At 49.5% G+C, this 25,255-nt stretch carries 24 protein-coding genes; 2 read left to right on the forward strand and 22 right to left on the reverse strand.

What is annotated here, in order from left to right; translation table 11 throughout:
- Positions 1 to 39: 39 nt before the first annotated feature.
- From ODZ53_RS18745 to ODZ53_RS18820, 16 genes are all read right to left on the reverse strand, one after another.
- On the reverse strand, positions 40 to 2,571 hold the full coding sequence (locus tag ODZ53_RS18745) for an NEW3 domain-containing protein (RefSeq protein WP_372679065.1): 2,532 nt from the start codon (positions 2,569 to 2,571) through the stop codon (positions 40 to 42).
- 120 nt (positions 2,572 to 2,691) lie between these two features.
- Positions 2,692 to 5,211, reverse strand: coding sequence for an NEW3 domain-containing protein (locus tag ODZ53_RS18750; protein ID WP_372679148.1), 2,520 nt, complete (start codon positions 5,209 to 5,211; stop codon positions 2,692 to 2,694).
- A 53-nt stretch (positions 5,212 to 5,264) separates the two neighbouring features.
- On the reverse strand, positions 5,265 to 6,992 hold the full coding sequence (locus ODZ53_RS18755) for an ABC transporter permease (RefSeq protein ID WP_016742976.1): 1,728 nt from the start codon (positions 6,990 to 6,992) through the stop codon (positions 5,265 to 5,267).
- A gap of 14 nt (positions 6,993 to 7,006) precedes the next feature.
- Positions 7,007 to 8,083, reverse strand: a complete 1,077-nt coding sequence (locus ODZ53_RS18760; protein ID WP_199928392.1) for an ABC transporter ATP-binding protein — start codon at positions 8,081 to 8,083, stop codon at positions 7,007 to 7,009.
- Between the two features lie 124 nt (positions 8,084 to 8,207).
- Positions 8,208 to 9,332 carry an extracellular solute-binding protein gene (locus ODZ53_RS18765; RefSeq protein WP_372679068.1) on the reverse strand — a complete coding sequence of 375 codons (1,125 nt, stop codon included), beginning with the start codon at positions 9,330 to 9,332 and terminating at the stop codon, positions 8,208 to 8,210.
- A 24-nt stretch (positions 9,333 to 9,356) separates the two neighbouring features.
- On the reverse strand, positions 9,357 to 10,535 hold the full coding sequence (locus ODZ53_RS18770; RefSeq protein ID WP_372679070.1) for an ROK family protein: 1,179 nt from the start codon (positions 10,533 to 10,535) through the stop codon (positions 9,357 to 9,359).
- A 1,796-nt stretch (positions 10,536 to 12,331) separates the two neighbouring features.
- Positions 12,332 to 12,610, reverse strand: a complete 279-nt coding sequence (locus tag ODZ53_RS18775; RefSeq protein WP_142498635.1) for a hypothetical protein — start codon at positions 12,608 to 12,610, stop codon at positions 12,332 to 12,334.
- Positions 12,611 to 12,920: 310 nt separating this feature from the next.
- Entirely contained in the window at positions 12,921 to 13,196 is a 276-nt protein-coding gene (locus ODZ53_RS18780) for a hypothetical protein (protein ID WP_372679072.1), read from the reverse strand.
- Between the two features lie 69 nt (positions 13,197 to 13,265).
- Positions 13,266 to 14,147 carry a LysR family transcriptional regulator gene (locus ODZ53_RS18785; RefSeq protein ID WP_372679074.1) on the reverse strand — a complete coding sequence of 294 codons (882 nt, stop codon included), beginning with the start codon at positions 14,145 to 14,147 and terminating at the stop codon, positions 13,266 to 13,268.
- Between the two features lie 228 nt (positions 14,148 to 14,375).
- On the reverse strand, positions 14,376 to 15,269 hold the full coding sequence (locus tag ODZ53_RS18790; protein ID WP_372679076.1) for an aminotransferase class I/II-fold pyridoxal phosphate-dependent enzyme: 894 nt from the start codon (positions 15,267 to 15,269) through the stop codon (positions 14,376 to 14,378).
- Positions 15,187 to 15,498, reverse strand: a complete 312-nt coding sequence (locus ODZ53_RS18795) for a hypothetical protein (protein WP_372679078.1) — start codon at positions 15,496 to 15,498, stop codon at positions 15,187 to 15,189. The genes ODZ53_RS18790 and ODZ53_RS18795 overlap by 83 nt, the downstream gene beginning before the upstream one ends.
- A gap of 33 nt (positions 15,499 to 15,531) precedes the next feature.
- Positions 15,532 to 16,581 (reverse strand): ornithine cyclodeaminase family protein, encoded by a 1,050-nt coding sequence (locus ODZ53_RS18800; protein ID WP_372679080.1) that lies wholly within the window; start codon positions 16,579 to 16,581, stop codon positions 15,532 to 15,534.
- Between the two features lie 130 nt (positions 16,582 to 16,711).
- On the reverse strand, positions 16,712 to 17,443 hold the full coding sequence (locus ODZ53_RS18805; RefSeq protein WP_372679082.1) for an IclR family transcriptional regulator: 732 nt from the start codon (positions 17,441 to 17,443) through the stop codon (positions 16,712 to 16,714).
- A gap of 27 nt (positions 17,444 to 17,470) precedes the next feature.
- Positions 17,471 to 18,163, reverse strand: a complete 693-nt coding sequence (locus tag ODZ53_RS18810) for an amino acid ABC transporter permease (RefSeq protein ID WP_372679084.1) — start codon at positions 18,161 to 18,163, stop codon at positions 17,471 to 17,473.
- A 64-nt stretch (positions 18,164 to 18,227) separates the two neighbouring features.
- On the reverse strand, positions 18,228 to 19,040 hold the full coding sequence (locus ODZ53_RS18815; protein ID WP_372679086.1) for an ABC transporter substrate-binding protein: 813 nt from the start codon (positions 19,038 to 19,040) through the stop codon (positions 18,228 to 18,230).
- Positions 19,041 to 19,258: 218 nt separating this feature from the next.
- Positions 19,259 to 19,981 carry an amino acid ABC transporter ATP-binding protein gene (locus tag ODZ53_RS18820; protein ID WP_142498640.1) on the reverse strand — a complete coding sequence of 241 codons (723 nt, stop codon included), beginning with the start codon at positions 19,979 to 19,981 and terminating at the stop codon, positions 19,259 to 19,261.
- Positions 19,982 to 20,194: 213 nt separating this feature from the next.
- Between ODZ53_RS18820 and ODZ53_RS18825 the strand changes: the two genes are divergently transcribed.
- Entirely contained in the window at positions 20,195 to 20,413 is a 219-nt protein-coding gene (locus tag ODZ53_RS18825; protein WP_372679089.1) for a hypothetical protein, read from the forward strand.
- A gap of 114 nt (positions 20,414 to 20,527) precedes the next feature.
- On the opposite strand, the gene ODZ53_RS18830 is transcribed toward ODZ53_RS18825, so the two are convergent.
- The 6 genes from ODZ53_RS18830 to ODZ53_RS18855 all read right to left on the reverse strand — a co-directional run bounded on the left by ODZ53_RS18830 (position 20,528) and on the right by ODZ53_RS18855 (position 24,841).
- Positions 20,528 to 21,340, reverse strand: coding sequence for a metallophosphoesterase family protein (locus ODZ53_RS18830; RefSeq protein WP_372679091.1), 813 nt, complete (start codon positions 21,338 to 21,340; stop codon positions 20,528 to 20,530).
- Complete coding sequence (locus tag ODZ53_RS18835; RefSeq protein ID WP_372679093.1) at positions 21,337 to 21,888, reverse strand: riboflavin biosynthesis intermediates N-glycosidase; 552 nt, start codon at positions 21,886 to 21,888, stop codon at positions 21,337 to 21,339. Before ODZ53_RS18835 ends, ODZ53_RS18830 begins: the two co-directional genes overlap by 4 nt.
- A gap of 21 nt (positions 21,889 to 21,909) precedes the next feature.
- Positions 21,910 to 22,653, reverse strand: a complete 744-nt coding sequence (locus tag ODZ53_RS18840; protein ID WP_372679095.1) for a YwqG family protein — start codon at positions 22,651 to 22,653, stop codon at positions 21,910 to 21,912.
- 86 nt (positions 22,654 to 22,739) lie between these two features.
- Positions 22,740 to 23,090, reverse strand: a complete 351-nt coding sequence (locus tag ODZ53_RS18845; protein WP_372679097.1) for a DUF6463 family protein — start codon at positions 23,088 to 23,090, stop codon at positions 22,740 to 22,742.
- 13 nt (positions 23,091 to 23,103) lie between these two features.
- Positions 23,104 to 24,288 carry an ArsA family ATPase gene (locus tag ODZ53_RS18850; protein WP_372679099.1) on the reverse strand — a complete coding sequence of 395 codons (1,185 nt, stop codon included), beginning with the start codon at positions 24,286 to 24,288 and terminating at the stop codon, positions 23,104 to 23,106.
- A gap of 76 nt (positions 24,289 to 24,364) precedes the next feature.
- Positions 24,365 to 24,841: a MarR family winged helix-turn-helix transcriptional regulator gene (locus tag ODZ53_RS18855; protein WP_372679101.1), complete on the reverse strand. Its 477-nt coding sequence runs from the start codon at positions 24,839 to 24,841 to the stop codon at positions 24,365 to 24,367.
- Positions 24,842 to 24,986: 145 nt separating this feature from the next.
- On the opposite strand from ODZ53_RS18855, the gene ODZ53_RS18860 reads away from it, so the two are divergent.
- Positions 24,987 to 25,175 carry an H-type small acid-soluble spore protein gene (locus ODZ53_RS18860; RefSeq protein ID WP_372679103.1) on the forward strand — a complete coding sequence of 63 codons (189 nt, stop codon included), beginning with the start codon at positions 24,987 to 24,989 and terminating at the stop codon, positions 25,173 to 25,175.
- Positions 25,176 to 25,255 lie beyond the last annotated feature (80 nt).

Here is a 25,255-nt window from a genome sequence, read left to right on the forward strand (position 1 = left end):
AGGCGACCGCCTGAACGATCGCCTTCCCTTCTACTATGATTACTGCTGTGGGCTGATCATGTTGACAAACAATCGGATCGCACCTGGTACGAGTGACGGAATTTCGCGATACCACACAAGCGAGCTGTAGGTATATGTTCCTTTTCCATACTTGGCAGTGAGGTACGTACCCGTAAATTCCTTCTCGCCTTCGTCGCCATTCGAGATTAGCTCGGTGTATTCCTTGCCCCACTCGGATGGATTGTAAGCGGAACGATCCTGAATCCAGTTATCCCAATCTTTCTCCGTGATTTTGTTTGGCGAGTGAAACAAAGCATGATCAGGCGCCAATACTGTCACTTTGGAGGTTTCGTCTGTGACACGCCATTGAATCAGCGGAGCACCGATTTTGATCGGATAAGGAGCCAGCTCCGGCTTCCATTTATCCTCTGGCTTGTGGTATTGCACGACCAGATTACCGCCGTTTTCCACGTATTTGAGCAAGCGTGCATTCGAAGGAATCAGCTCAGGTCGGAAACCATAAGCGCGAATGCCCAGCACGATCGTATCGTATTGATCCAGATCGCCAGACTCAATGTCTTTTGCCGACAGATTGGTCACATTGACTCCCAACTGGGACAAATACTGATCGATATTGTCAAAGCCACTGGATACGTAACCGACCTTTAATCCTTCCGGCACCTTCAGGTCAAATGCCTGGATGGCAAGCGTCGCTGGTTGGACAAAGTAAGTCGTGCCGATATGCGGGTAACGGATGACCTGGGCCCCTTGTCGGCTCTCTTTTCCACTGCCTGACGCTACGGCTGTCACCGTATACTTATCCGGTTGGACCGAAGCGTCTGCTTTGACTGTAAAGGCAACAGACTTCGTTTCTCCCTTGGCCTCAAAGGCGAGCGGTGCTGCTTGTGGCTCCACGCTCCAGCCTTTTGGTACATCGAGAGAGATGGTTGTTTTCGCTGCACCTGGATTGTAGTTTTTCACTGTAACCTTGACCGGGATTGGCTCCTCTGGCTTCTGCGTATTCAAAACCGTCGCATTTGGACTCAGCACCATAGAAAAAGATGGAAGAACTGCAATGGCATCTGCTGGTGTCACATGGCTATTCGCCGTCGAGCCTGCAAAGCTGTAGCTGACATCTGCTGTAATGGCAGGAGCGGCATACGGTTGGAACAGAGCAGCATCAGAAGGAACTGTGACATCAAAGGTAGTCTTCACCGTCTGATTGTAGCCGAGTGATGAAAAGCTGGTGGTCGATTGCGGCTTGGCTTGCCAGCCTTTTGGTACGTTCAGCGCGAGATTGATCTTCCCGACTTTTGCTTGGCCGCCGTTGTAAGCCGTGACCGTTACTTTCGTCGTTTGGCCTGCTACCAGTTCAGTTGTCTCAGGCTTTACTTTGGTTACGAGCGAGAGCGCTTCAGCACTAGCTTTGTTCAGCTGGGATTTCTTCACTCCCAAACGATGGCGCAAGTCTGTTTTCGTCTCAGTTGCCAGGGAGGAGGCTTCGACTACTGCCGTCGCTTTTTCTACATCCGCCAGCATCTCATGCGCTTCCTTGGCTACTGACGCAAAGCTTGGGTACGCAGCAATGACCTCTGCGGCATCCTTTTGCAGCTTTTTCAGTTCACCCGCGACTTTTTCCCCGCCAGACTGGCTGGCAACGTCCTTGGCTAAATCGTCAAATGAATAGGCAATTCCCTCAAAAAAGTCTGCTTCCTTGTCTTTTGTCTCTACGATGGATTGATCGAGCTTGTAATAATTGAAGCTTGGCCCTTCGTCATAGTGACGTCCCATGCCCTGGCTCTTATGCATGAAACGGGATTCTTCGCCGAGTTGGACGTAAGAGGCACCATAAATTTCGTCATAGTCGCCAACAGGCACCTTGACCGAGTAATCCTGCTCCTTTGCAGGCAGATACAGCTTCTTCACCTGCCAAGGAGCCAAGCCTTCCTTTGCATGCTGTGGAAAAACGTTTGGATCTGCGGCATCCTTGAATGCCCGCACCGTAATAACATTAATGGCGCGATGATGGCCGTGAGTCGAAGGTTCGTTCAAAAATGCGGGAATCACGACATCGGGTCTCAGTGTCCGGATACGACGGATGAGCTTTTCATACGCGACATCCTCGCCCCATTTTTGCAAGGTTTCATCCGGGCTTTTGGAAAAGCCGAAGTCAAAAATAGGGTCATCGATTTTTTCACTGAGGTTCTCCAGATGGATGTTCGTGATTTTGGAAGCTTCCTGCAATTCGCGGGTACGAATGATCCCCAGCGCATTACCCAGCTCGCTGCCTATCTCGTTCTGTCCTCCCTCGCCTCGGTTCGCAATGACACTGGATGTGTCCACCCCTTTGCCAAGCGACAAGTACGCGAGCATTGAACTGTGCTCATCGTCCGGATGTGCTCCAGTGTTCATCGCACTGGCAATCGTGGTGAGCGGCTTGATGGCTTTCCACAGGTCGACAACCCCGCGGTCTGCATGGGCGGTCTCGGGTGCTACCGGCATAATCAGACTCGTGGCCAGCACCGCAGCAGTCGTAATCGTGTACAGCTTGGCAAGTTTCCCCTTACTCAATGAACGTTCCTCCATTCCATTTTCAGATTGATGTCTATATCAATCATGGCGGTCTGTACGTTTGCATTTCATTGATGTAGCCATGGATCGACCCACGGTTGGCCCGGAGTGGATGGGGCATTACTGCTTCTGACTGATCATGTTGACGAACAAGCGAAAAGCGCCAGGGACTAGCTGTGGAATCTCGCGGAACCAGGCAAGCGAGCTGTAGGTGTACGTCCCTTTTCCATAATGCGCCGTGAGGAAAATGCCGCGGAACTCCGGTTCGCCTGGATCACTTGTCGCAATCAGCTCGGTATACTCGCTCCCCCAGCGAGAAGGATTGTAGATGGAGCGCTCCTGCACCCATCCATCCCAGTCCGCTTGAGTAATCACGTTTGGCTCCTGGAACATCGGATGGTCAGGGGCCAGCATACGGACATCTGATTGCTCATTGGTCACCCGCCAATCGATCAGCGACTCGCCGATAAAAATGGGGTATGGCGCCAAGTGCGGCTTCCATTTGTCCTCCGGCTTATGATATTGAACGACGAGATTTCCGCCGTTTTCTACATAGTGCAAAAGACGCTGATTGCTCTCGATTAATTCGCGACGGAATCCATATGCACGAATACCGAGAACAATCGTGTCGTAGCGGGACAAATCGCCCGATTGTATTTCGTTTGCGTCCAGATTGAGGCAATTCACCCCAACCGCGCGCAAGTATTTATCCATATTGTCAAAGCCGCTGGATACGTAGCCGATCCGCTGGTTTTTCGGGATGGCCAGATCAAAGGCTTGAACAGTCAGCGTAGCGGGCCGGATGAAATACGTGCGACCGACATGCGGGTATTCAATGACCTGCACATCCTGTGCACTCTCTGTCACACCGTCTGTCCCCGCAACCGTAGCGCTAATCTGATATTTGCCATTCGTCACCTGCGGTGTGGTATGAACAGTAAAAGCGATTGTTTTCGTCTCGCTACGGAAAGAAAACGGAACATCGACAAAGGCTGGCTCCGCTGTCCACCCCGCCGGGACAATGAGAGCGACCTTGGCTGTAGAGCTTCCCGGACGGTACTGTTTCAGTGTTACCTTAACCGGGATCGTCTCATCCGTATGCAGCGTGTTTCGCACGACATCTGACGGGGTCAGCGTCACCGCATACGGTGGAAGCACAGCCACACGGCTTTCCGGCTCCACACGAATTGTACTGGCTGTCTCGAAGGCGAAATAGAGCACCTCGACATCGAGCACGGGCGGCTTGTAAGGATGGAACAGCTCCGTCTGTGCAGGAATCGATACCTCAAATACGGTGCACACCGTCTGATTGTAAGCAAGTCGTGGAAACGCAGTTGGCGTCAGCGGTTTCACCGTCCATCCAGCGGGGACACGCATACGCAGCTGCACATGCTCAACCTCCAGCGAGCCGCCGTTGTAAGCTGTTACGGTAACCGTTGTCGTCTGGCCTGCCACCCACTCGCCCGTCTCCGGCTTGATTTTCACGACCAAAGACAGAGCCTCGGCACTCGCACGGTTGAGCTGCGCTTCCTTGAGTCCTAGCCGATACATCAAATCCAGCTTTGTTTCTTCATCAAGTGGAGCCTTGCATACTTCTTGTTGTGCAGTCGCAAGCAAAGCCTTCATGCGGTGAACCCTTTGGGCCACTTCAGCAAAACGCGGGTAGGCATTCAGTACATCTGTAGCCGCATCGTGCATACGGTGCAGCACTTCCACGAGTTCTTTCCCGCCTTTTGCAGCAATACCTTGCGCCAGATCAGCAAAACTGACGGGCAGTCCTGAGAAAAAGTCGCGCTCTTTTTCCGGTGCCGGAAAAACCGATGCATCCAAGCGGTAGTAATTGTAGGTCGGGCCTTCATCGTAATGAACACCCATCCCCTGTGTCTTATGCATAAACCTCGATCGCTCACCAAGCTGCACATAGGATGAGCCGTAGATTTGGTCGTATTCCCCCACGGGTACCGCGACGTGATAATCATCATTGTCCATGATAGGCAAATACAGCTTTTTCATTTGCCACGGCAAAAGTCCAGCCTGCCTATGCGCAGGAAAGATCTGTGGATCGGCTGCTTCGTGGAAAGCTCGCTGTGTCAGTAACGTAATCGCCCGGTGATGTCCGTGTGTCGTCGGTTCATTTTCAAAGCAGGCGATGACGACATCGGGGCGCAGCTCCCTGATTTTTCGAATCAATCGCTCATACACGACCTCTTCGCCCCATTTGCGGAAGGTTTCTTCGGCGCATTTGGAGAACCCGAAATCATGAATGGGATCATCCAGCTCTTCGCTTAAGATACCCAGCGTCACGTTGCTAAGAGAGGAGGCTTCTTCCAGCTCACGCGTCCGGATAATCCCCAGCGCGGTACCTTGCTCGCAGCCGATTTCGTTTTGTCCGCCTTCCCCTCTCGTCGCGATCACACTCGTGGTATACACGCCTCTCCCCAGCGCCAAATAAGCAAGCATGGCACTGTGCTCATCGTCTGGATGGGCCCCTGTATTCATGGCACTAGCAATAGTAGCGAGCGGCTTGATCGCTTTCCACAGATCGAGCAGTCCGTGTTCCCCCTGCATGGTGCGAACAGATGCGGGAATAGGCGGGCAGGGCAGTTTGGTCGGCTGTACGATTGGTGATTTCTTGTCCATCGATTCACTGACATCCACGTGAAGCTCCCCCTTTTTCACGAAGGCATCCAGCTTTACACGGCAGTTCCCGCTTTATCTCCGGTCAGTTTTCTGGAGATGAACAACACGATGATGATGACCACGATTTGCAAGACACCATAGGCGCAAGCGGTGCCGAATTCATTACTGTACATGCGTTGGAATACCGCGACAGACAATGGCGTTGTCTTCGGTGTGAAGATCAGAATCGAAGCCACGAACTCCCCGATACACTGAACGAATGCCAAGAGCGTACCTGCGAGAATCCCCCCCCACGCCATCGGGAACACGACACGCCTGAAGCTGTACCACCAGGAAGCACCGAGATTTCGTGCAGCCTCCTCAACAGATGGGTCCATCTGCATCAAAGTCGCATTGGTAGAACGAAACACAAGTGGCAGATGTCGGACAAAATACGCCAACGGGATAATCCAGAATGTTCCGATCAAAACCTGTCCAAAGCTGAATGCATTCGGCTCACTGAACGCTGCAATCAGGTTGATCGCCACGACTGTCCCTGGCAATGCCCATGGCAGCATGATCAATACATCAAGAAGCGTTTTCCCGCGAAACTTGAGACGAACCATGGCATATGCCGCAGCTACACCGAAAATGACGATCCCGACTACCGCGATAGCAGACAACTGCAAGCTGTTGAGAATCGGACGCCATGTCTTGCTATCCGTGAACAAATCCATGTAATGCGACAAGGTATACTCAGGAGGTAATATTTGCACCGTCCAGGTACCATCCACTGAGAAGGAAATGAGTACCAATACGAGAATAGGCAGCATCAGAATGATTGTACCGATAAAAGACAGCACAATCGTGGTGTAGCGTCCCGCTTTGCTCTTGATCTCAGTACGGTGCACGCTGACCCCTTTGCTCAAGTTCTGGTAGTTGCGCGCGCCTTGGTACCAACGCATGATCAAAAGAAAAGCCACAGAAACAATCGAAAGAATCGTAGACTGTGTCGCAGCCATGTCCAAATCTCCATTGGTGCGAGACAGATAGATTTGCATCGTCATCGTCCGGTCAATGCCGAAAATGAGCGGTGCCGTATAAGAAGCCATCGAAATCATGAAAACCAACAGAGAAGACGCGACCATGGCTGGCGTGAGCATCGGCAAAATAATGCGCCGCCAAACGGTAAAGCGATTCGCTCCAAGACTGGCTGCCGCTTCTTCCAAGGACGGGTCGAGTCCCTTGATTGCTGCTGTAGCGGTCATGAAGAAGTAGGTGTACATCGTAAACGTATGAACGACGACCACACCCCACATTCCTTTTAACGAGAAAGGAACCTGGGCAAGTCCGAACAGCTCTTTGATTGCCCGTGGAACGATTCCGCTTTCTCCGTACAAAAAGGTAAACGAGAGAACACCAATGAGGGGAGGCAACGCCATCGGAACCAAAGCCAGCACAGAAAGAATTTTTCGTCCGGGAAACTCATAGCGCTCCAATAAAAACGCCATCGTAACGCCGACGATTCCGCACGTAATGACACTCAGAACCGATATGTAGATACTGTTCCACAACGCTTCCAGGTTGGCGGTATGCTCCAGACTGAAGAAGCGAATGTAGTTTTTCCACGTAATTTCTTCATCGATTTTGATACTCGCAACGAACGTTTCGAACAATGGATAAACGACATAAGCCAACAATATTAAAAAGAGTGGCGATACCAGCACGTAGACGAAGGCGGGTGAAGCGGTGATGGACTTTCGTCTGGCTGCTGTTGGCGCTTGCTGCAACTCTGCTCTCAAAAGCTTCTTCCCCCTTATCCGGCAAAATAAATGCTCTCTTTCGGTATATGTAGCCCGATGGCATCGCCGCGCTGTTTAATCGGTCGTCCCAGGTTGATGGACATGCTGCGCAGGCTCTCCGTTCCTACCTCCGTGACGTAATTGACACACGCCCCTGTAAATTCAGACATGACAACAGAGCCTGTCACTACATTTTGTCCCTCGTTGCCTGTACTCTCCAGAACGGATTCAGGACGAATGGACATGGTTACTTTCTCCCCAACTGACAGCTGTGCGCGTGGAGAAGCATTTTCCTTCAATCCGCTGAGCATTTGTCCAGAAGCCGTGCGAACCAGCACTTCATCGCCGTCAAACCCTGCAACTGTCCCTTCCCACAGATTCGTCTCGCCGATAAAAGAAGCGACAAAACGGTTTACAGGACGATGGTAAATCTCATGCGGTGTTCCGATCTGCTGCACTTCTCCGCTCTGCATGACCATGATTCGATCTGACATCGACATCGCTTCTGCCTGATCGTGCGTGACGTAAATCGTCGTAATCCCCAGCTCCAGTTGGAGTCTCTTGATCTCGAAGCGCGTCTCTTCACGAAGCTTCGCATCCAGATTGGACAGCGGCTCATCCAACAGCAGAATCTGCGGCTCGATGACCAGCGCCCGTGCCAATGCTACCCGTTGTTGTTGTCCCCCAGAAAGCTGATCAATGCGGCGTTCGCCATAGCCTTCCAGACGGACCAGCTTCATGATTCGTTCTACCCGCTCTTTTGCATCTGTTTTGTTCACTTTCCGAACCTGCAAGCCAAACGCTATATTTTCAAAAACAGTCATGTGCGGGAACAACGCGTAGTTTTGGAATACCATCCCGGTATTGCGCTTATGGGGAGGAAGAGATGTAACCTCCTGTGATCCAAAGCGGATATGGCCTTCCGTTGGATAATAAAAGCCGGCAATCATGCGCAGGGTAGTCGTTTTGCCACAGCCACTCGGACCGAGAAAAGTAAAAAACTCTCCAGATTCGATATGAATGTGAACATCTTCGACCCCTTTTGCCTGACCAAACCTTTTGTAAACATGATCAAGTGTTACGCTGCTCATCGGGTTGTGTTTCCTCCTTCATCGCAAGTCATTTCAAGCTGACGACCGTTTTCAAACAACTTCTATAAGTGACTAGACGGAAAGGACAACGCCTTCCCGCCTAGCTGCTTGGAAAAAATCTTTCTTACTTCTTGCCTTTCCCCTTGATGTTTTCATCCCAATGCTGCATCCACTCTTTTTCTTTTGCAGCCATGACAGCCCAATCGATTTCCATTGGCTTCAGCTCGAGATTTTTCATGAAGTCTGGCAACTGGTCCTTGCTGATGTCTGTACGAGATGGGAATTGGAAGCGTTCCTTCGCCAATTGGGCAGCTATTTCAGGACTCATCAGGAATTCCATGAACTTTTTCGCTCCATCCAGGTTTTTCGCGCCTTTTACGAGAGCCACGCCGTCTACGAGAATCGGTGCCCCGCTCTTCGGATAAATGAAGTCATACGGATGGTTGTTCTTTTTGCTTTGGATCAGAACGTCCTGAAGGTTCCACAAGGAGATGACGCCCTCTTGACGATCCAGCTTCAGATACAGATTTGTCGGGTCTTGCGTGTACTCTTTTGTATTGGCATCGAGCTTGGTCAGCCATTCAAAACCTTTTTCAGGAGTATCCGCCCCTTGACGGAAGATCATTGCGGAATAAATGGTACGCATTGTGCCGGACTGCAGTACGTTTCGGATCACGATCTTGTCTTTGAATTTCGGATCGATCAATTCGTCCCAATCTTGCGGCGCTTCTTCTGGCTTCATCACCTGCGAGTTGTACATGATGACCTCTGGCAAAAGCATTTCGCCGTACCAGCGATCTTGCGAGTCTTTGTACAAATCTGGAACCTTGTCTGCAAAAGTCGGCTTGTATGGCTCCAGCAGATCTTCATTGGCCGCTGTTGTTAGAGCAGATTGGGTACCGCCCCACCAGAAGTCAGCCTGCGGGTTCGCCTTCTCTGCACGAACGCGCTCCAAAATTTGTTGGGCACCCATCTCGAGTGTTTCCACTTCAATGTTCGGATACTTTTCTTTGAATTTTGGCAACACGATTTCAAAAATGTTTTTGTCCCGTCCGGTGTAAATCACCAGTCTTTGTGGGTCACCCGATGAATCAGCAGGTTGAGCAGCCGCGCCAGATTGGCCGCCAGCGCTGTTGTCGGCAGGCTTTGCTTCCTGTCCTCCAGTGCCGCACGCAGCTACAGTCAGAGCCAAGGAGCTGACAAAAACGCCCTTCATCCATGTTTTCAGCTTGCTAGTTGTCTTCTTCAAAACGAACTCCCCCTCTTGTTCTTCTCACTCTTTGTCAAGCAGTCGTGTGAAAGGAAACGCTTCCAAAACACTGTGGACAGCACCAATCAAACCAGCTCGTTCCCCCAGACTTGCTTTTTCAAGATTAGGCACCTCGGGCACCCATTCTCTCAGCCATTCGTGAATTTGCTTCACCCCTTCACCATCGACGTGGACCATCTCCCCGCTCAGGATCAATATTTCCGGGTTCAAAATACTGATGATGTTCGCCATTCCGTACGCCCAATGTCGATACACATCTGCAAGAAGCTTCTTTGCTTCCGGATTATGTTTGGCGTGCCGGATCAGCTCTTCTATGACACTCGACCCTTCCTGAAGGTCAGAGAGAAATCCCTTAGCCTGCTCTTGGATGCCCGGAATCGAATAATGCGTCTCAAACACGCCTGACGCGCCATTCGGTCGATTATGTACCGGGCCGATCATCATGAAGCCGATTTCTCCTGCTGCCTCACGACTCCCCCGATAAAACTGTCCATCCAAAATGATCCCGGCCCCAATCCCCGTTCCTACATACATGTAGACGACGTTGGTATGGCCGACCCCCGCTCCACGGACGTACTCGCCCAGTGTCATCATATTCACGTCATTGTCGATAATGACGGGCAGTCCGAGTCGCGCTTCGATGGTTTGCTGAATCGGTGAGCCCATCCAGCCTGTGCTAGGTGAAAAGCTGACGGTTCCACTACCACGCTGTGTGACCCCTTGCAAACCGACGCCCATTCCGAGCAGTCGCTCTCGCGGGATGTCGCTTTCACGCAGCAAACGATCCAGTCCAGCTGCCAAATCTTCGATGACGGTTTCGCCATTTGCTGGTTGTGCCAGCCGTTTGCGATAGCGAGCCAAGAATTTGCCTTTCATATCTGCGATGGCCATATCCAAGGTAGAGCCTTCAAAAATCGCGCCGGCAATGGCGTACGCCTGGTAGTTGTACTCCAACAAAATCGGCTTGCGGCCGCCTTTGGAATCACCCATTCCTACTTCTTGCAGGAGTCCTTCCTGGATCATTTCATCTACGAGGGCGGAAACACATGGACGGCTGAGCTGTGTCTGTTTGGAGATATCTGCACGGGAAATCTGCCCGTGCAAGACGACCTGCTGCAATACTTCTTCTTTATTCAATTTTTTCACGAGTTTGCTATTACCTGTTTTTTTGGGAGCTTGCACGCGTCATCGATCACCGCCACACAGTTAGTTAACATTACTAACAAAGATAACCAAATTATAGACACGGCGACCATCAATAGTCAAACAATTTACATTTGTCTTTCAGATATTTTTTGTATTTTTTAGTGTATATATTCAATGTTAAAAAATACTAAAAAATACGGTCGTCACGCTGTTGTGGTGGGGAGGAAACAGGAGAAAACGCTCAGCTTCTAGGTCCACCCGCTGTGGGATTCACTGCCCGGCTCCATGAAAAAAAGCGAAACCCGCGTCCAAAGTCGTCCATTCAAGGGGTATCTCAGAGGTGGACGCTAAGGGCTTGTTTCTCTTTTTTTCATTGCGCCTCGGGCGGTGTCCCTAAGATCTTCGCTTTTTTCTCCTGTTTCCTCTACGAGCTTTCCTTGTTTACCGATCTTTTAACGACTTAAAACCATTGAAGAATGCGAGAAGTTACGCCAGAGAAGAATATTTCCAGACGTAGCGACTTGTGAAGTCCTCCGAGCGGAGAAGGGATTAGCGGGCAAAAGAAATGCAACCGTGCCCGCGCGACGAAGCGGCTACCACTTTTGCATTTCCCCGCTAATTCCTTCGGAGCGGGCAGTCCCAACCCTCAGCGGGACGGAGCACTGAGCTTAGTCTGGAAATATTCTTCTCCCCACCGTAGCTGCATATTTTGAGACCTTGAGTTGTTTCTGTAGTGCTGGGGAGGAAACAGGAGAAAACGCTCAGATTCTAGGTCCACCCGCTGTAGGATTCACTGCCCGGCTCCATACAAAAAGCGAAACCGCGTCCAAAGTGGTTCTTTCAGGATGTATTTCAGAGGTGGACGCTTAAGAGCGTGTTTCGCTTTTTGCATTCCGTCTCGGTCGGTGTACCAAAGATCTTCGCTGTTTTCTCCTGTTTCCTCTACGAGCTTTTCGTGTTTACCAATCTTTTAACGACTTAAAAGATTGAAGAATGCGAGAAGTTACGACAGAGAAGAATATTTCCAGACGTAGCGACTTGTGGAGTCCTACCGAGCGGAGAAGGGATTAGCGGGCAAAAGAAATGCAACCGTGCCCGCGCGACGAAGCGGCTACCACTTTTGCATTTCCCCGCTAATCCCTTCGGGGCGGACAGTCCATGCTTCCCTGAGGGACGGAGCACTGAGCCTGTCTGGAAATATTCTCCTCCCCACCGTAGCTGCATATTTAGAGACCTTGAGTTGTTTCTGTAGTGCTGGGGAGGAAACAGGAGAAAACGCTCAGATTCTTGTCCCACCCGCTGAGGGATTCACTGCCCGGCTCCATACAAAAAGCGAAACCGCGTCCAAAGTGGTTCTTTCAGGATGTATTTCAGAGGTGGACGCTTAAGAGCGTGTTTCGCTTTTTGCATTCCGTCTCGGTCGGTGTACCAAAGATCTTCGCTGTTTTCTCCTGTTTCCTCTACGAGCTTTTCGTGTTTACCAATCTTTTAACGACTTAAAAGATTGAAGAATGCGAGAAGTTACGACAGAGAAGAATATTTCCAGACGTAGCGACTTGTGGAGTCCTACCGAGCGGAGAAGGGATTCGCGGGCAAAAGAAACGCAACCGTGCCCATGCGACGTAGCGGCTACCACTTTTGCGTTTCCCCGCGAATCCCTTCGGAGCGGACAGTCTCAACCCTCAGCGGGACGGAGCACTGAGCTTAGTATGGAAATATTCTTCTCCCCACCGTAGCCACTGCATTCAGATATATAAAAAAGCACATCACCCTCGACAGGGGAATGTGCTTGGAACACTACTCTTCTTTTCCTAATAACCAGACGTCCTCTATTAGTCTATGTATCCAGCGACTCCTTTTTTAATCAAGTATTCCATCTCTACATCTAGGATCTTCTCGACGGTGATCTCATCCAGCTTCACATCTGACTTACCCATGACGTAATCTACGAGATCATCAAAATCAACGTCGACATCACCTTTTGCATCTGCCTTCGCACTGTTCATGTACGCTTGCTCATGCTTGAGTACGATCCTGATTTTTTCCGGGTCTACTTTTGTTTTCGTAGCTACATGCGCAACGAGTTCGGTTTCGTTTACTTGCTTACTCATTTGTTGTCATCTCCTATTTCTCTTACCTTCTGTCATTTTACACTATCATTGCCATTCCAAATGAAAGAAATCAAAATTATATCACGCAAACATCCTCGCTCTAGAGGTGCAAGAAGAAAATATTGTTTCCAAGAGATAATTTGCCCCCATTCAAATTGTATAAACGTCAAACTCAGGTCAACTTCGATATCGAATCGCTAATTTTCGAATGAAAAGCATCCGTTCCTATATTTTCCAACTTGCTATTGGGAATATCATGCTTATGCTATGTAAATAATTATCCTGACTTTATGCTACGCGTATAAAACAGTTACATGTTGGATCTACACCCGAATAAAGGAGTGATTTTCTTGGAAAACAATAACAACAGTAATAACAACGGTACGGGGAAACCGGTGCCAAAGTCAGAGCCTTCGACAGGGTCTACGACATCTACAACCCCCACAACATCTACGACTCCTACGCGCCCGGGAGATATAATACCGACGACCCCCCATGGGGGAGGTACAATACCAATACCGTCACCGTCACCGCATCGATAATAGTCCACAGATGGACAAAACCATTTGTAACCCATTCTAAGCATGAAAGGAGCCTCTAGGGGCTCCTTTCTTCTTTACTTATGAGGGACTTCTTAGACAGTCCCTTGTCATGACTACTCTTCCCTTACGGATAACCAGATATCTTTGACTAGTTCCATGAAGCTCTGGATTGCGGGTTCTTCTCGTCGGCGACCCAGACAGACCAGCGATGTTTCTGCTTTCTTGGAAAAACGGTACAGCTCGATTAGTTCTCCTGTTCGAAGCTCTTTTTCCACGAGAACCTTACTGAGCAGGGCTATGCCTGTTTGGTTCAGGACTGACCGTTTGATCGTTTCTTCGCTGCTACATTTTATGACAGAGGGTGGGCTGTAGTTTAACTCCAACAGGCATTGGGTAATAAATTCGTCGAGATTGCACCCCTCCTGATAGGACAAAAAAGGAAAGGTCACGAGTGCGTCTGCAAGTGTTTTGTCCTTCATCAAATCAGGAGAGGCAATCAGGGTAAATTGCTCCAAGTCCACGACGCTGGAATGAATACCTGGTTGCGAGGTGGTGCCCGCAATGATTCCAATATCCGCCTCGTGGGCCTGAATTTTCCTCAAAGTCTCCTGACTGGTGCATGAAATCACCTGCAGATTGACCTGTGGATGTGTCTCGACATAAGCTTTCAGAATTTGGGGCATGTATTGGATGCAATAAAACTCCGGGGCCGCCACGACCAGCGGTCCTACAGGCATGTCTAAGTGATTAAGTCCCTCCGCCATGTGCTGGAGAACGTAGAAAAGCTGATCCGTATGCTGCTTCACTATTTTTCCGGCCGGTGTCAAAAACGTGCGCTTGCCTACCCGATTGAGTAAAGGATGTCCCAGCTCCCGCTCCAATGCTTGAATCTGGAGTGTAATCGTAGGCTGGCTGTATCCGAGTTGCTCTGCGGCCTTCGTCAGGTTCAAATGCTCGGCAACGACCTGAAATGTCTTCAGATTGCGTAACTCCATGATTAATTATCCACTCCCTCACCGACGACACCCATTCTTCGTGTAAGTGCGTGTTCAAAAAGTCGGCTTTTTGAACAACCTCAGTTAGAAAAAGTGTAGCCGAGAGTGGCTCTATGTTCAACCGATATACCCTTCATGATCGTCAGTACCTTTTTGCCAGAAGGATCGACTCCCAGGATAAGAGCGTCTCTTTTTTACCCAAGAGACACTCCTCTCCTACCCTATCCTTTATTTGCGTGACTCCAAAAACTCCGATACTTTTGATAGCCCCGCTTGAAGTACTTCCGTCGAGCAGGCGTACCCGATTCGTACCCACCCTTCCATGTCGAAGCAACTGCCTGGTGTCAAAAACGCCCCTGTCGTTTTAAACAGGTCAATGCAAAACGTTTCCGAAGGGATATCCAGCTCATACTTGAGCATTGCCGTTGTACCTGCCTGCGGCTTGACATAAGAGACCAATGGCTCCTTTGCTACCCATTCGTCGAGTATCTGCAGATTGTCGCGTACGATCTTCAGGTTGCGTTCCATGATCTTGTCGCGGTTTTTCAGTGCATGGACAGCCAGCATGTCATCCAGCATCCCGCAGCTGATAGTGGTGTAATCGCGGTGCGTAAAGCAGCTCTTGATCACGTCCTGAGGTGCTGCAATCCATCCCAGACGCAAGCCCGCCAATGAAAACACTTTGGACATGCTGCTTGTCGCAATCCCTTTTTCGTACAAGTCGACGATCGATGGCACCACAACCTCCGGGTCTTGGTGCAAATTACGATACACCTCGTCACACAGCAGATAAGCATCAACGGAGCGGGCAATCTCTACGATTTCTCGCAGCAACCCTTCACCCATCAAAGCTCCAGATGGATTGTTCGGATTGTTGATACAAATCAGCTTGGTCTTGTCTGAAACGAGTGAGCGCAATTCATCCAGATCAGGCAGAAAATCATTTTCCGGCAAAAGTCTGAGCAGCTTGACCTGCGCTCCGAACGACTCCGGTACCGAATAAATTTGCTGATAGGTCGGATGAACGGTAATGACTTCGTCACCAGACGCAACGAGCGAGAACAAGGTGAGAAAATTCGCTCCAATCGCCCCGTTCATCGCCAAAATGTTCTCTGGCTTCATCGTTTGATACATACTCGCGACGAGGCTGCGGAATTCCGGCGAACCCTCGATATGACCCGTACGTCAGCTTCTTCTGGGCCATCTCGCGGAAAAAATCTTCCGGCTCATCGGATAGGCGGATCAACTCTTCTACCGTCAGCGAATCGACGCATGTTTCGGCAATATTGTAAACAGCCTCCGTCTCATAAGCGTTCATCCATTCTTCTACTTTAAAAGGTGCAATTCTCATCGTCGTTCCTCTCCTTATCCTATCCTTTCACTTTTACAGATCCACTATCGTACCTACACCGCGCTTATCCGCCACTTTCAAAATGTGTGCAGCTGTCAGTAAATCTTGAAATGCGATCCCGGTGCTGTCAAAAATCGTGATTTCTTCTACATGTTGTCGTCCTTGGACATGACCGGGGATGACATTGCCGATCTCTGCTGCGATATTGCCTTCTGTTATCAGGCCCTTTTTTACAGCTACCTTTGTCTCTCCCACGCGTACAGCCTGTCCTACATCATCAACGAAGACGCGCGCTTTTGCAAAAAGCCGTTCATCGATTTCCTGTTTTCCTTCCATGTCTGCCCCGATGCAGCTAATATGCGTCCCCGGCTTTACCCACTCCGCCTGGATCATCGGTTCACGTGAAGGGGTTGCGGTGATGATAATATCTGCTTTTCTAGTCGCTTCTTCGAGGTTGTCCACTGCAATAAACTGCACGTCACAACGGCTGGCATACCGCTCGTACTCTTCTCCCGCATACTTGGAGACGAATCTGGTCAAGAGGTTTTCTTTGATTTTGGCGGCAAAGATTTGCGCCTTTTCTGGTGATCGCGGATTGCAGATGTAAACCCGCTTGATCTCTGTCATCGTCATCAGTGTCGCCATGATTTGAAAAGGAGCCTGGTGTCCGGTCCCGACAATTAGCAGGTTCTCCGATTCGGGACGTGCCAAATACTTTGCCCCGATTCCACCGGCAGCTCCTGTACGCATACAAGTAATATGCTCTCCACTCAAAATCCCCTGTGGTACACCAGTTTGGCTGTCCAATACCATCACCGTGCCAACTAATTGTGGCAGACCTTTCTTGTCATTTTCACCGAACCACGAGACAAGTTTGAGTCCAAATACATCAGCTTGGGGCAAATGACCGGATTTGATATCCATGTCCGCTCTACCCTCGACGAACTCATGAAAAATGAGCGGAAACAACGTCGCCTGCTGACTCGATTTCATTTGATAGGCTTGCTCGACCACTTCAATCACGCTGGCCATATCCAGCACATCTTCGGTAGTTTCCTGATTGATGACGCGAAATGGAAACATGTCTATCTTCCCTCCCCACTGTTTCTTTCACACTAACACAGTTTTTCAGGGCGAAAAAATTGAAAGATCCAATGGTTCCTATTAAAAAAAGCAAACCCTCCACCAACAGATGCTGGAATGGAGAGTTTGCTTATGCTCCACCGATTCTTGCCGAAATCGTTGTAGCTTGACGCTTCACTTTTTCGATGAGTAGGGGCAATCGATCTTCTGTCACCCGAAAGCATGGGGCGTTGATCGAGAGCGCTCCGACGAGTTGATTTCCGTAGCCGATGATCGGAGCGGCAACTGCCATGGTGCCTTCCGTCTTCTCCTCGTAACTGATCGCATAGCCACTTTTCTTGGCTTCACTCAGCTGCTCCAAAAATGACGGCTGCTTGTCTTGTGCAAGCTGGGCGGAAACGACCTTTGTAATCGCATCCTGCTTCAAATACGCGAGAATGATTTTACTGGGGGCGCCAATTGTGAGAGGTATTCGCTCCCCCAGGTTCTCATCTATGCGTATTTTCAGTGGACTTTCTACTTTTTCGATCGGCATCGAATCCGTTCCGGCCAATACGTTGAGGAAAATACTCTCCTCGACTTCATTCGCCAGCTCCTCCATGAAAGGTCTCGCTACAGCACGCAGGTTTAGCTTTTCATGCAGGATAAAACCGATTTCCATCCACGTATATCCCGGCTTGTAATGCTTGGTGACTGGGTCCTGCTCAACCAATCCGAACTGGATCATGGATTCGAGAAAACGGTGGAGCGTACTGATTGGTAGACCTGTTGCGCTCGCTAGCTCCGAAATCGGCCAAGCATGTTTTTCGTCTGAAATCAGTACCCGAATAATTTTCATCGCCCGTTCGACTGATTGAACCATCCTTCTTTCGTCCTCCATGACAAAAAGTTACGCTGCAACACTCGTGTTATCTTTCGTTTGTTTTTTAGTGGGGGTTTTCCCTTTGGCAAGCCTTGCTTCCAGCTTATTCACAAAATACGAGAAGATCATGATCAGTACGAGATAGTACAACCCGACGACCATATACGTCTCCAGCTGCTTGTAGTTGGAAGCTGCCTCACCGAGACCCGTTCCCCATAAATCCTGCATCCCTACGTAGGCGACCAACGACGAATCCTTCAGCCCGATAATAAACTGATTGCCAAGCGATGGGATCGCCCGACGGAACGCCTGCGGCAAAATGATTCTTCGCATCGCCAATGGGTACGACATTCCGAGTGATCTGGACGCTTCCATTTGCCCGCGGTCGATGGACTGGATGGAGCCTCGGAAGATTTCCGCAATATACGCACCGTTATGAACGGCCAGAGCGATGGCCCCTGCCCAAAACTGCGACAGCGTGACCATATTCGCCAAGCCGAAGTACAGAATACAAATTTGTACGATCAATGGCGTTCCGCGAATGACGGTAATGTAGGTGTGCGCGATGTAGTTCAATGCTTTGGAATCGGATATCCGGAAAAAGGCAATGACAAGACCTACCACACAACCGAGGATCAGGGCAACCGCCGTCAACTGAACCGTGAGCCATGTCGCTTTTAGAAAAAGGGGATAACTGGATAGAAAAATATCAATAATCACGTTTAATCCTCCTCACATGAAGCGTTAAAAGGAGGGCGTCCATCACGGACACCCCGTTGCCCACTTACTGTTTTTGCAAGATGTTGCGGCCAAACCATTTTTGGCTGATCTTCTCATAGGTGCCGTCTTTGACGATCTCATCCAACGCCTTGTTGATCCGCTCCACTGCCTCTTGGTCGCCCAAGCGCACAGCGATTGCTTGCTCGTCAAAGCTGAGTGGTTCGCCTACATCAATCACTTTTCCGCCGCCTTCTTTAATGAATCGCAAGCCTACTACCTGGTCGGTAATCACTGCATCGAGACGCCCTGTCGGCAAGTCCAGCAAAGCGGTGATATCGCTATCATATTGAGTGATTTTGTCTTCATCCGTCAGCTTTTTCGCCCAATCCAAGTAGTTGGATGCTTTCACGACACCGATCTTTTTGCCTTTCAAATCCTCTTTGGTCTTGATTGTTGTATTGCCCTCTTGTACGAAAATTTGCGAACCGGAACGGTAGTATGGATTGGTGAACAAAACAGCTTTTTGACGTTCAGGTGTGACGGTCAAGCTCCCGATGACAGCGTCGTATTTTTTCGCGTCCAGACCAGGGATGATCGTTTCGAATGGATTGGTGATCGGCACCGCGTTCATGCCCATTTTTTCTGCCAGCGCTTGTCCAATCTCTACGTCAAATCCAGTCAGTTGCCCGTTTTCCTTGAAGCTAAACGGCTTGTACACGCCACTCATGGCGTACGTAAAATCCTTCTTTCCACCGTCTCCAGCAGTTTGTCCACCTGCTGCCGGTGCACTTCCCTGTGATCCACAAGCAGAGAGCAACAACGAGCCTACTAGGACAGTGGACAACAAAATTCCGGACCATTTTGCACGCTTTTTCATTGGTGATTCCCCCTGTATTCATCTCTATTATTCGTGTTCAAAAAGTCGGCTTTTCAGCACCGAGAAAGTGGTGAGAACCTGAAGAAGGAGGAGCGGAATGTAGCGGACCTACATGAGCACCGGACTTCGAAGGTGAACACCTCTTTCGATGTCGAATTAGCTTTCAGGACTACTTCGTGATCAAAAGACTACTTTTTGAACTACCTTTTTCGTGGATTTTAACGGATGCTGCCTAAAAACTGCTTGGTGCGATCATGCTGTGGGTTTTCAAAGAATTCTCTCGGCGGTCCTTGCTCCAGGATTTGCCCATCGTGCATGAAGACCGCCCGATCTGCTACTTCACGAGCGAACCCCATCTCGTGTGTCACGACGATCATCGTCATTCCTTCTTTGGCGAGCTGCTTCATGACCTGTAGCACTTCACCGACGAGCTCGGGATCGAGTGCAGAGGTTGGCTCATCAAACAGCATGATCTTCGGCTTCATCGCAAGAGCCCGGGCGATGGCAACCCGCTGCTTTTGTCCACCAGAGAGCATGTCCGGGTAGACATCGGCTTTGTCCTGCATATTTACTTTTTTCAGGAGCTCGTACGCTAATTGTTTGGCTTCTGCTGCACTCATCCCTTTAACGTGAACAGGTGCCTCGATCACGTTTTCCAAAACGGTCTTGTGCGGAAACAGATTGAAGTGCTGAAAAACCATGCCGACTTCGGCGCGGAACTGATTCAGATTCGTCTTGTGTGGATCAATTTGCTGGCCGCCGATTCGAATCTCTCCGCTGTCGTAAAACTCCAGAAAATTCAAACATCGGAGTAGAGTACTTTTGCCTGATCCACTGGCTCCAAGCAAGACGACAACTTCCTTTTCTTCCACCGTGAGCGTAACGCCCTTCAACACGGTTAACGGGCCAAAAGATTTGACAAGCTGCTTAACCTCAATCATCCTGCTATCCCCCATTTATCTCCCGGATGAATTGCGTATTCCTTTTTCCGAATACCGGAAACGTTTTCTGATTTAAATTATAATTATATATTTTCTGATATTCAAGAAAAATATGTTTTATTGAATAAATATTCATGATAAGAATATGGAATAGTTTTCCTCCTCGCTTGGAATGAATAAATGAGAGTGTTTTATACATCAAGGAGGATCGGGATGAAAGTAGCAACGTGCTTCTATGTAGGACTCATCATCATTTTTCAGCTCTCCGCCTGTTCGCTGCCAGGTCCACAAGCAGCACCACCCCCACAGCAAGCGGCTCCATCTGACCCTGAGCCGGAAGTCAAAAGACCGGCAACCGATGAGATCAAAGGTCGAATCATAAACAATCCATTCACGGTGCCAATCCCGATCACCGAGACATTTACGTTATGACCCCGCAACTCCAGACGGCAAGCTGTATGGGCAAATGGTCATGTCCCTTGATCAGGTAAAAAATGCGTTTTCCGTTCAGTAATAGAAAAAAGTGGTTAGCAGCGCAGAGTCTGCTCAACCACTTTTTCGCGTAAAGACAAATAGTTTCCCATCTGCGTTCAACACTTGTGTCCCTTGGCCAAGCTCGATCCAAGATCGCGCCCAGTGTACATGCCCACAGCAAACGAGTACTGGAGAATGCTGCTGCAAGCACTCACGAATTTCAGGCAAGCCTTGCAGATCAAATGAAGGCTCATCCGGACCTTGATGAAGTAACAAAATGTCAGGCTGCTTCCGAAGCAGCTCCCGCATTCCTTTCAGGAACTCCTTCCTTTCCCTCCGATTCGGTTTATCCGCACGACCTACGATTCCGCCCAAGCCCGCAATACGGAGCTGGCTGACTTGCACTATTTCAGGATCATTGATTACGGTGATATCTGCCATGTGTTGAAGCTGTGCGAGTGAACCCGAGTCAAACACATCGTGATTGCCAACAACCCCGACCACCGCTCCAAACTCACGTTGAAAAGCCTTCCATACGGAAGAGGGATCGCCGCTACTTCCCCGTTCCCATGGATCGGCATACAAGTCTCCGCATAGCAAGACCAGAACGCGTTCCCTTGAAATGGATGGCTTTTCGATTTGGAGTAACAGTGAAACCATCTCTGGCAACGCTTCGCCAAGCAGTACCTGCTGCTCGTGCCGAGACTCGATCACCCCTTGCAGATCGGAAGTAATGATGATCGCATCATAAGCATCAGGAATATTCACCATTTCCCCAAAAAAGATGGGCAACCTGCTCGGAACAACACCTTTGCCATTCGCACCTGCTGCTAGATAGGGAACCTGTTCGACAGGTTCTTCTCCGATCTTGGTAATCCGGATCACGAACGCAGTTGCTCCCTGACTGCCATCAATGCAAAACCGAGCAAATTTTCTCCCCGCCACTTTTCGGGCTGTTCCGCATGCGGATGATCTTGGGCCATCCCGATTCCCCATATCCGATCATAAGGACTCGCTTCTACAATAATGCGGTCACCGGTGTCCAAGAGGTATGCTTTCAAATCGGCATGCTGGCTGAATTTTAATAGGTTTGCTTGGCGAACAATCGATGTCTTGTTCGCATTCCACACAGCCTCGTCAAAGGAATGTACCTTTCGTCCCAAATCCTTCGCTTGTTTCGGATGATTTTTCCTCAGTATTTCATCACGGATGACCAGATCGCCGAATAGTTCAGCCTTTTTCGCCATCATGTAATGCTCAGCGGTTAGGTACGTGATACCGTCCTCTACAAAAGCGGCCGGATACCATTGGCTGAAACAAGATTTATCGGTCGTGCCTGAATCCTTCTGTGTATGTCCCCAAAAGAACAAGTATTTCACTCTGGTCTTCTGCGATTCTTTGAGTAAGCTTTGGACGTCATGTATGTGCGCCATCGTTGTATCCCCATCTTTCTTTTATAGACAATCCCATGTATACGAAACCTTTGAAAAATCCAGACGAAGCAGGTCCTCCCTGCGAATGAAGAAGTTGCCCACTCCGCTATCTCCCCATGAGACATAGTAATCGTAATTGTCGCCTTCCATATCCAGTTGAAGGAGCATCTCCCATCCATCCTGATTCCCATACTCCTGGGTAAAGTAGGGATATCCTCCGATCCGTGACCCGCTTGCATCGGCGAGGTCCCAATATTTGGAGTAGGCCACTTGATTCTCATCGGTAGGTAGCTGATAATTCACCGCCTGTGGATCTCGATGAGGGACGTACTGCGACTCTAGTTTTCCTGTCACTTTGTATGGCCCACCTAGTACCGGACTGTACACGTCAGGGTCCTCTGGTTGAAAGGGGTCAATTTCCTGTGTGTCCATGACCTCTTCAAAATGGAGCACGTGAAAGGATTGATCCATCAATCCGAAGGTATCATCCTCCTTGACAAAAAAACTGGTTAATCCACTAGCAGGGTAGCCATCGAGCCGCGGCATTTGCGTCCAGTTGATTTGTGCGAGAAACAAGTAGTCGTTTCCATCTTCATCCTGTGGGTATGGCATTTGTGGCGGCAGCCAAGGCTTTCCGCCCACCTTGCTATCTGTTAAGGTGGCCGATTCTTTCGTCAGCGTGAGCTTAATGGATGACTTCGCGGATTTTTGGATGTGTTCCAAAAACTCTGGGGTCCATTGATTATTTGCATCTAAGAAGTTCAAGGAAGATCACCTCGGATATTGAAGCATATGGAAAATGGTTACATTCATTTTATCTGAACCATCTACCTATCCGCAAATTTCTTACATCACTTGCGCAGCAGGATGCCAGCCTGCGGTATACCAAGCCAGAAGCCAGAGGTAGGCATAGCAATCACCCCGACCACGCAAATCCCGAGTATCGTCCACCCAAAGGCAGCCGGCGTCTCCATTCCCTTCTTTTTCATCAGCCAATCCGCCATATATCCGAGCAACATCAGCAAAAACCCAAACATCAGAAACCAGAAAGCAGCAACTTCTTCTTTCCCTACCCCATTCCAAATGCCATTAGCAACAATCTGCTGAAGCGGCTTTGCGTATAAAAACAGACCGACAACCGTATGCAGCAGTCCTGTCAGGATGAGAGTGAAACCCATTTGGCGCTTGATCCCACTTACCATGTCCATTCTCCTCTCAATGCTGGGCAGCCCCTTCCCTTGCGCTAAAACGAATAATCAGTCGATCTTCCGCATATTTCGCTCCCGTCACCTGTCGCCCCATTAACACTCGTGGCAAGATGACTTTTCGCTTGTAGGCGCCAGCATTTACGGTCAATTCATCCCCTGTTTGCGTTAAATCCAGCGCTGCCTTATCCACAAAAGGAATCATCAGCTCCAAATGCAGCTCACCATCCACTTCTCGAATCAGTTCCGTTCTGCCCTGATAAAGCTTGGCGGATGGGTCTTCTGTTCCAAAAACGATATCAGCCAATTCTTCTAACACGGGAAGCCCAATCACTTCTTTTGGCATCATCGGGGCTTTCAAAATCGGCAGCGGCTGAAAGTTTTCCACGATTTCGTTCTCATACTTGCGTTGCAGCTCCCGCCAGTGGGCAAAAAATCCTTCTCCCGCTTCATCCGGAAGCACCCGATTCACGATGATGGCATCCGTATTGAACCCGAACAGATTCAAGTACGTAAACGAGCGCTTTGCTTCCGCAAGTACCATTTTTTCTGGATTTACTACGATTCTCACTGATGTAATCTCCGGGTCCAAAACAATGCGTTGCATTTCCTCCAGCCCCCGAGCGAGCTGCTCGACGCTGTTTAGCACCTCATCAGAAGGAAGCTCTACTTTGTTGACGATCTTGGCCACTGGGCGAACCAGTTTGATCAGCTTGCGTTCCGTCGGAAAAATTTTCTCTAACCACCAATTCAATACGTTGGGATAGCTGAGCAGACGCAGGGTTTCTCCGGTTGGGGCACAATCTACTACCAGGACGTCGAACTGCCCGCTTACGGCGTGTTCCTTGATCTGTAGCAAACTGAACATTTCCTCCATGCCAGGAAAAACAAGCATCTCCTCCGTCGTAATATCAGTCAGCTGTGCTTTGTCGAGCAGTGTTGTCAGCCATCCCTGAACGGCTCCCCAATTGCGCTCGGTTTCCCGCAAGCTGTTTACTTCCTGGCCCCATAAATTTTCGCTAATGAGTACGGGGTCTGGTCCGATCACAGTCCCCAATGAATCTGCCAAACTGTGTGCCGCATCCGTACTGAGTACGAGCGTCCTCTTTCCCTGCTTTGCCAGCTTAACAGCCGTTGCTGCTGCAACACTTGTCTTGCCAACTCCACCTTTGCCAGTGTAGATGATGATTCTCATCTCGACTCTCTCCTTCACGGTCCATTTAGTACGATTTCGTAGTAATTAAACAAAAAAAGAAGCAGATTCGATCAAACTATTCCTCAATGTTGATCTTGATGGAACGAACCTTTGTTTCACGAGGCTTGACAGGTCCTCCGTCCTGAAATACCTTGGCGGCTTTGAGTAAAAGGGCAGTGAATTGCTCCATTTCCTCCCGTGTAAATGCCTCCTGAAGCCTCCCCAACATCGCTAGCATCATTTGCTCTGATTCTTTTGCGAGCTGTTTGCCTGGTTGTGTCAGTGTGACGAGCTTCACCCGTTGATCCTCTACAGAGGTAGCCCTCGCGATGTAGCCTTTGCGTTCAAGCCGTTTCGCGATGCTGGTCATCGAACTAAGCGGCGCCCCCATCTCTTGCGCCAACTCTGACATAGTCAAATCTCCGCGGAACAACAATAGGAGGAGGGTCGTCAAATCAGAGCGAGTCAGTTTTTCTTCAAGCTGCATCGTATCGGACATAAAGGCGAACGGACGCAAACCGGTTTTCAGAAAGAGGTCATATAGTTGCTGCATACCGGTGACTCCTTTTAGTACGATTTCGTAGTAATTTCCCCTCCAATTTATTACATATTTTAGGGAATGTCAACAGCGGTAAAAAGTATACTGCGCTGGGCTGACGTACATATTAAAGCTGTTACAACTGACAGGAGGAATCAAAATGAATAAACAGCGCGCGAAAGAAATCGCCGCTTCGCCCGTTATGGCGAATGTGACCTGCGATGGAATACCCGTATACATCCAGCACATTGATGATAACAACGACATGGCGAGAATTTACCCGCTCAACCAGCCGGATCAGGAGATGAGCGTTCCTGTAGCCAGCTTGCGGGAGCACGGTGAGTACTGATTTTTGTCACGATCAACGATTGAGGGGACCTGTAGCGAATCCACAGGTCCCCTCATCTTTTTCTTTTTTTATCGTACAAA

The sequence above is a fragment of the Brevibacillus sp. BD137 genome (assembly GCF_041644655.1).
Taxonomy (GTDB): Bacteria; Bacillota; Bacilli; order Brevibacillales; family Brevibacillaceae; genus Brevibacillus; species Brevibacillus brevis_D.

What these genes read in the sequence shown, in the direction of transcription:
- ODZ53_RS18760 (WP_199928392.1), bottom strand. Translation starts at nt 8,083, where the DNA reads ATGAGCAGCGTAACACTTGATCATGTTTACAAAAGGTTTGGTCAGGCA.
- ODZ53_RS18860 (WP_372679103.1), top strand. Translation starts at nt 24,987, where the DNA reads ATGAATAAACAGCGCGCGAAAGAAATCGCCGCTTCGCCCGTTATGGCG.
- ODZ53_RS18850 (WP_372679099.1), bottom strand. Translation starts at nt 24,288, where the DNA reads ATGAGAATCATCATCTACACTGGCAAAGGTGGAGTTGGCAAGACAAGT.
- ODZ53_RS18845 (WP_372679097.1), bottom strand. Translation starts at nt 23,090, where the DNA reads ATGGTAAGTGGGATCAAGCGCCAAATGGGTTTCACTCTCATCCTGACA.
- ODZ53_RS18785 (WP_372679074.1), bottom strand. Translation starts at nt 14,147, where the DNA reads ATGGAGTTACGCAATCTGAAGACATTTCAGGTCGTTGCCGAGCATTTG.
- ODZ53_RS18805 (WP_372679082.1), bottom strand. Translation starts at nt 17,443, where the DNA reads ATGGTTCAATCAGTCGAACGGGCGATGAAAATTATTCGGGTACTGATT.
- ODZ53_RS18855 (WP_372679101.1), bottom strand. Translation starts at nt 24,841, where the DNA reads ATGCAGCAACTATATGACCTCTTTCTGAAAACCGGTTTGCGTCCGTTC.
- ODZ53_RS18800 (WP_372679080.1), bottom strand. Translation starts at nt 16,581, where the DNA reads ATGTTTCCATTTCGCGTCATCAATCAGGAAACTACCGAAGATGTGCTG.
- ODZ53_RS18780 (WP_372679072.1), bottom strand. Translation starts at nt 13,196, where the DNA reads ATGCTTAGAATGGGTTACAAATGGTTTTGTCCATCTGTGGACTATTAT.
- ODZ53_RS18820 (WP_142498640.1), bottom strand. Translation starts at nt 19,981, where the DNA reads ATGATTGAGGTTAAGCAGCTTGTCAAATCTTTTGGCCCGTTAACCGTG.
- ODZ53_RS18825 (WP_372679089.1), top strand. Translation starts at nt 20,195, where the DNA reads ATGAAAGTAGCAACGTGCTTCTATGTAGGACTCATCATCATTTTTCAG.
- ODZ53_RS18775 (WP_142498635.1), bottom strand. Translation starts at nt 12,610, where the DNA reads ATGAGTAAGCAAGTAAACGAAACCGAACTCGTTGCGCATGTAGCTACG.
- ODZ53_RS18795 (WP_372679078.1), bottom strand. Translation starts at nt 15,498, where the DNA reads ATGAGAATTGCACCTTTTAAAGTAGAAGAATGGATGAACGCTTATGAG.
- ODZ53_RS18750 (WP_372679148.1), bottom strand. Translation starts at nt 5,211, where the DNA reads ATGGACAAGAAATCACCAATCGTACAGCCGACCAAACTGCCCTGCCCG.
- ODZ53_RS18835 (WP_372679093.1), bottom strand. Translation starts at nt 21,888, where the DNA reads ATGGCGCACATACATGACGTCCAAAGCTTACTCAAAGAATCGCAGAAG.
- ODZ53_RS18815 (WP_372679086.1), bottom strand. Translation starts at nt 19,040, where the DNA reads ATGAAAAAGCGTGCAAAATGGTCCGGAATTTTGTTGTCCACTGTCCTA.
- ODZ53_RS18790 (WP_372679076.1), bottom strand. Translation starts at nt 15,269, where the DNA reads ATGAAGCCAGAGAACATTTTGGCGATGAACGGGGCGATTGGAGCGAAT.